Origin of the sequence: Stenotrophomonas sp. NPDC077659 (genome assembly GCF_050268705.1) — a bacterium.
Lineage (GTDB): Bacteria > Pseudomonadota > Gammaproteobacteria > Xanthomonadales > Xanthomonadaceae > Stenotrophomonas.
In genome coordinates this window covers 1-4,812 of record NZ_JBNNHG010000208.1, presented here as the reverse complement: position 1 = coordinate 4,812, position 4,812 = coordinate 1, and the positions used below count along the sequence as shown (strand labels likewise).

The 4,812-nt window shown below is 67.2% G+C and carries 6 protein-coding genes; 4 read left to right on the top strand and 2 right to left on the bottom strand.

The annotated features are described in order from the left end of the window. Nucleotides 1-201 (bottom strand): hypothetical protein (locus tag ACQKDV_RS18335; RefSeq protein ID WP_427785667.1); only part of this gene is annotated, 201 nt, incomplete at its 3' end. 39 nt (nt 202-240) lie between these two features. On the opposite strand from ACQKDV_RS18335, the gene tsaD reads away from it, so the two are divergent. Then, a complete protein-coding gene (tsaD, locus tag ACQKDV_RS18330; RefSeq protein ID WP_427785666.1) occupies nt 241-1,266 on the top strand; it encodes a tRNA (adenosine(37)-N6)-threonylcarbamoyltransferase complex transferase subunit TsaD in 1,026 nt (341 codons plus the stop codon). A gap of 32 nt (nt 1,267-1,298) precedes the next feature. Here tsaD and ACQKDV_RS18325 read toward each other — a convergent pair whose 3' ends face one another. Then, nucleotides 1,299-1,952: a hypothetical protein gene (locus ACQKDV_RS18325; RefSeq protein WP_427785669.1), complete on the bottom strand. Its 654-nt coding sequence runs from the start codon at nt 1,950-1,952 to the stop codon at nt 1,299-1,301. A gap of 356 nt (nt 1,953-2,308) precedes the next feature. On the opposite strand from ACQKDV_RS18325, the gene folB reads away from it, so the two are divergent. The 3 genes from folB to ACQKDV_RS18310 form a co-directional block, all read left to right on the top strand. Next, nucleotides 2,309-2,662 (top strand): dihydroneopterin aldolase, encoded by a 354-nt coding sequence (folB, locus tag ACQKDV_RS18320; protein WP_427785665.1) that lies wholly within the window; start codon nt 2,309-2,311, stop codon nt 2,660-2,662. Between the two features lie 117 nt (nt 2,663-2,779). Continuing rightward, a complete protein-coding gene (locus ACQKDV_RS18315; protein ID WP_427785664.1) occupies nt 2,780-4,051 on the top strand; it encodes a mechanosensitive ion channel family protein in 1,272 nt (423 codons plus the stop codon). A gap of 138 nt (nt 4,052-4,189) precedes the next feature. Beyond that, the coding region (locus ACQKDV_RS18310) for a glycoside hydrolase family 3 N-terminal domain-containing protein (protein WP_427785662.1) at nt 4,190-4,812 on the top strand (623 nt) is incomplete at its 3' end.

Genomic DNA, 4,812 nt, shown 5'->3' with positions numbered 1-4,812 from the left:
CTCGACCTGGCCGCGCGCGTCCTGCAGCACCGCGCGCGGCGAGAGGGCTTCGGCGCGGACTTTGACGCTGGGCATGGAATCTCCGGGACACAGTAGAACCGGGTCACGCCCGGCGAGCCGCACATTATAGCGGCGAAAAGACAAACTGCAAGCGGCCAACCCTGAATACGGGCCGGGATTCGAAAGCAGAGAGATCTGCACGTCCCCCGAGGGGGCGGCAGGGGCGTCATAATAGCAGGCATGCGAGTCCTTGGCATCGAATCTTCCTGTGATGAGACCGGCGTGGCGGTGTATGACACCGACCTGGCCGGCAGCGCGGCCCTGCGCGCCCATGCGGTCTACAGCCAGATCGCCCTGCACGCCGAGTACGGCGGTGTGGTGCCCGAGCTGGCCAGCCGTGACCACGTGCGCAAGCTGTTGCCGCTGGTACGCCAGACCCTGGCCGAGGCCGGCCTGGGCGTGGGCGACATCGACGGGGTGGCCTACACGGCCGGCCCCGGCCTGGTGGGCGCCCTGCTGGTCGGCGCGGGCGTGGCCCGTTCGCTGGCCTGGGCGCTGGAGGTACCGGCAGTGGGCGTACACCATATGGAAGGCCACCTGCTGGCGCCGTTGATGGAAGACGACCCGCCGCAGGCCCCGTTCGTGGCCCTGCTGGTGTCCGGCGGCCATACCCAGCTGGTGGCGGTGGACGCCATCGGCCAGTACCGCCTGTTGGGTGAGACCCTGGACGATGCGGCCGGCGAGGCCTTCGACAAGACCGCCAAGATGATGGGCCTGCCGTACCCCGGCGGCCCGCAGCTGGCCAAGCTGGCCGAGCAGGGCACGCCGGGCGTTTATCGCTTCGCGCGGCCGATGACCGACCGCCCGGGGCTGGATTTCAGTTTCTCCGGCCTGAAGACCCAGGTCCTGATGGCCTGGCGCGACAGCGACCAGAGCGAACAGACCCGCGCCGACATTGCCCGTGGCTTTGAAGATGCGGTGGTGGAAACGCTGTCGATCAAGTGCGAGCGCGCGCTGGACGCGGCTGGCACCAATGTGATCGTGGTGGCGGGCGGCGTGGGTGCCAACACGCGCCTGCGCGCACGTCTGCAGCAGATGGCCGAACGCCTGGGCGGCCGTGCCTGCTTCCCGCGCCCGTCGCTGTGTACCGACAACGGCGCGATGATTGCCTTCGCCGGTGCGCTGCGCCTGCAGGCCGGCCAGCACAGCCCGCCGAAGGTGGAAGTGACCCCGCGCTGGGACATGGCGACCCTGCCAGCGGTCTGAGCCGTAACGCCGGGCCACGCCCGGCGGACGCATCACGGACGCCCTGCCAACGGCGATGCCGCCAGCACCGTCGTCGCCCGCTCATGGCGCTGCAGCCAGCCCAGGGTGTGCGGGCAGCGCGCATGGATCAGCCGCCCGATCGCGGCCAGGTCGGCACCGATGTCGCGCTCGAGGATGGGTTCGTGGTGGGCGATGCGGTTGCGCAGGTGGCGGATGCGGTCGAGGTCGGCATGGATGCTTGTGCGGACCACGCTGAGGGCACACTGTGGCGCGTTCGGCAACGCGATCTTCAAGCCCCGCGCCCAGACTGCTCCCTCGAAGCGCCGCGTGAAAAGCTGCTGCCAGAACGCGAAGCGAAGGCTGGCGATGATCTCTGGAGTGTCCATCCGACGATCCGCCCGCCGATGGAGATCCTGCAAGGCAGACAATGCGCCATCTGCTGGCATCCGCTGCAGTAGTGCAGGATGCCAGGGCCAGCGCGGCCCAAAGGCATGCGCCAGCGCCGCGGCGACCGCGTTGCGGATGACGATCTCGCAGACATGCAGTGGCGAAAGAAGCGCGCCACACATCTGCATGTTCCAGACGTAGAGCGAGGCGGCATCCAGAGAATGCTGGTCTGCGAGATGTTTGTAGGTCGCCCAGCGGGGCCGGGAAAGTGCTGCTTGCAGAATCCGTTGCTCTTTCATTGGTGGCAGGACCACGTGGTGGATCACCAGCGTGCGCCGCAAGCCTGGCGGGTGATATCAGGCAACTCCACGCTGTTGCACAGCGCAATTCCCAAGGGCGTTCGGGGTTCTCCCAGTGTGTCGTGAATGCCTCTGGACGGCATGGCGATCATTCTTCAATATCTGCAGCGTGTGCTTCGGGACTCGCGGCTGGTTACCAGCTCCCCCCGAGGACGTTGAGAGGTACCAAAGGGCCCCGCTAGCAGGGCCCTTTGTTTTTTCCGGCTCTGCCGCGCCGCACCCACGCCACCGCCCGTTCCGGGCAGGCTCACCGCCGTGCCGGTACCATGTCCGCCTGTTTTCGGCTGGTAACCGCAATGGACAAGGTTTTCATCGAAGGGCTGACGATCGACGCCCTGATCGGCATCTACGACTGGGAACGGCGGATCCGGCAGGACCTGGTGTTCGACCTGGAAATGGGCTTCGACAACCGCCGCCCGGCCGCATCCGACGACATCGCCCACACCCTGAACTACAAGGCGGTGAGCAAGCGCCTGGAGCAGTTCGTGCGCGAATCGGAGTTCGGCCTGGTCGAGACCCTCGCCGAGCGCTGCGCGCAGATCGTGCTGGACGAGTTCGACGTGCAGTGGCTGCGCCTGAAGCTGAGCAAGCCCGGTGCGGTGCGCGGCGCGCACGCGGTGGGCGTGATCATCGAGCGCACGCGCGACTGACCGGTAACGCCGCCGCTGGCCGGCAACCCCGAATGACACCGGCCACTGGCCGGCTGTTCCCGGTAGTGCCGGCCGCTGGCCGGCAACCCCAACAGCAACAAATCAAGGAGATGAACGATGGTGGATGCGGTGGTGGCGGTACAGTGGCTGGAACAGCTGCAGATGACACTGGAACCCTATCCCGGCGCCTACCTGGCGTTGATGATCGCGGCGCTGCTGATCGCCGCCGGCCTGGCCAACTGGGTGACCAAGCGCATCCTGGTGCGGGGGCTGCGGCGGCTGCTGCAGCGCCTGCCCGGTGCCGAGTCCGGGCGTGGCAGCCACCTGATGCGGGTCATCTCGCGCCTGTCCAACGTCGTGCCCAGCCAGGTCATCGCCTCGGGCATCGCCTTCATTCCCGACCTGCCCCCCAGTCTGGTCAACGTCATCATCAAGCTGTGCATCGTGTGGGCGGTGCTGACCGTGTCGCTGGCGTTCTCGCATGCGCTGGACGCGGCCAACAGCCTGTATGAGCGCAAGCCCGATGCGCGCAGCAAGCCGATCAAGGGCTACCTGCAGGTGGTCAAGATCGTGGTGTTCGTGGCTGCCGGCCTGTCCATCGTCGCCACCCTGCTGGGGGTCAGGATCGGTCCGCTGGTGACCGGCCTGGGTGCGGCCACGGCGGTGCTGATGCTGATCTTCCAGGACACCATCCTGTCACTGGTGGCCAGCGTGCAGATCAGTGGCGATGGCCGCGTGCGCATCGGCGACTGGATCGAGATGCCCAGCCAGAATGCCGACGGCGATGTCATCGATATCGCCCTGCACACCATCACCGTGCAGAACTTCGACAAGACCATCACCACCATCCCGACCAAGAAGCTGGTGACCGAGTCGTTCAAGAACTGGCGCGGGATGCAGGAGGCCGGTGGCCGCCGCATCAAGCGCGCGCTGTACCTGGACCAGCACAGCGTCGGCTTCCTGGATGCGGACGGGCTGCAGCGCCTGGGCCAGTTCGCCCTGCTGGGCGATTACCTGCGCGACAAGGCGCAGGAACTGGAGCAGTGGAACGGTCGCCTGCGCGAGCAGGGCATGGCCGAGGTGAACAGCCGCCGGGTCACCAACCTGGGCACGTTCCGTGCCTACGTGGAGCGCTATCTGCGCAGTCACCCCGGCATCCATACCGACATGACGCTGCTGGTACGGCAGATGCAGCCCACCACCGAGGGCCTGCCGCTGGAGATCTACTGCTTCACCCGCAGCACCGCCTGGGGCATCTATGAAGGGGTGCAGTCGGATATCTTCGACCACCTGCTGGCGATCCTCCCGGCCTTTGGCCTGCGGGTATTCCAGGCATCCAGCGACGCCATGCTGATGGCGGGGCAGCGCTCGCTGGCCTGCTCGGAGTAAGCTCCCCCTCGCGTCCGCCCCCGTATGGGACGCCCGGAACTGTGGGCGGGCGCACGAAACTGAATGACGAAACCTCTCGCCAAACGGCCCGGGAACGCTAGAATGCCGGGCTTGTAAACGTTTTCATAAGGACCGCTGGTGGCCTCCGATCGCATCGAATCCCTCATTGCCCAGATGACCGTCGAGGAAAAGGTCGGCCAGTTGGGTGTCTTCGCGGACATGGTCCGCCCGTTCGCCCCGGACGTGAACCCGGAAGCCAACGTGCGCAATGCCGACCAGGTGCTGCAGCAGGTGCGCGAGGGCAAGGTCGGCTCGCTGTTCAATGGTGTCGGCGCCGAGCTGGGCCGCCGCATCCAGCAGGTCGCCACCGAGGAAAGCCGCCTGGGCATCCCGGTGATCCTGGCTGCCGACGTCATCCACGGCATGCGTACCGTGTTCCCGATTCCGCTGGGCGAGGCCGCCAGTTTCGAGCCGGACCTGGCCGAGCGCACCGCGCGTGCCACCGCCATCGAGGCCACCGCCGCCGGCCTGCATTGGACCTACGCACCGGCGGTGGATATCGCCCGCGACCAGCGCTGGGGCCGTGGTGCCGAAGGCGCCGGTGAGGACGTGGTGCTGGGCTGCGCCTTCGCCGCTGCCCGCGTGCGTGGCTTCCAGGGCGGCGACCTGCGCGCGGCCGATTCGCTGCTGGCCACGCCCAAGCACTTCGCCGCCTATGGCGCGGTGATGGCCGGCATGGAATACAACATGGTGGACATCTC

What these genes read in the sequence shown, in the direction of transcription:
- tsaD (WP_427785666.1), top strand. Translation starts at nt 241, where the DNA reads ATGCGAGTCCTTGGCATCGAATCTTCCTGTGATGAGACCGGCGTGGCG.
- ACQKDV_RS18325 (WP_427785669.1), bottom strand. Translation starts at nt 1,952, where the DNA reads ATGAAAGAGCAACGGATTCTGCAAGCAGCACTTTCCCGGCCCCGCTGG.
- folB (WP_427785665.1), top strand. Translation starts at nt 2,309, where the DNA reads ATGGACAAGGTTTTCATCGAAGGGCTGACGATCGACGCCCTGATCGGC.
- ACQKDV_RS18315 (WP_427785664.1), top strand. Translation starts at nt 2,780, where the DNA reads ATGGTGGATGCGGTGGTGGCGGTACAGTGGCTGGAACAGCTGCAGATG.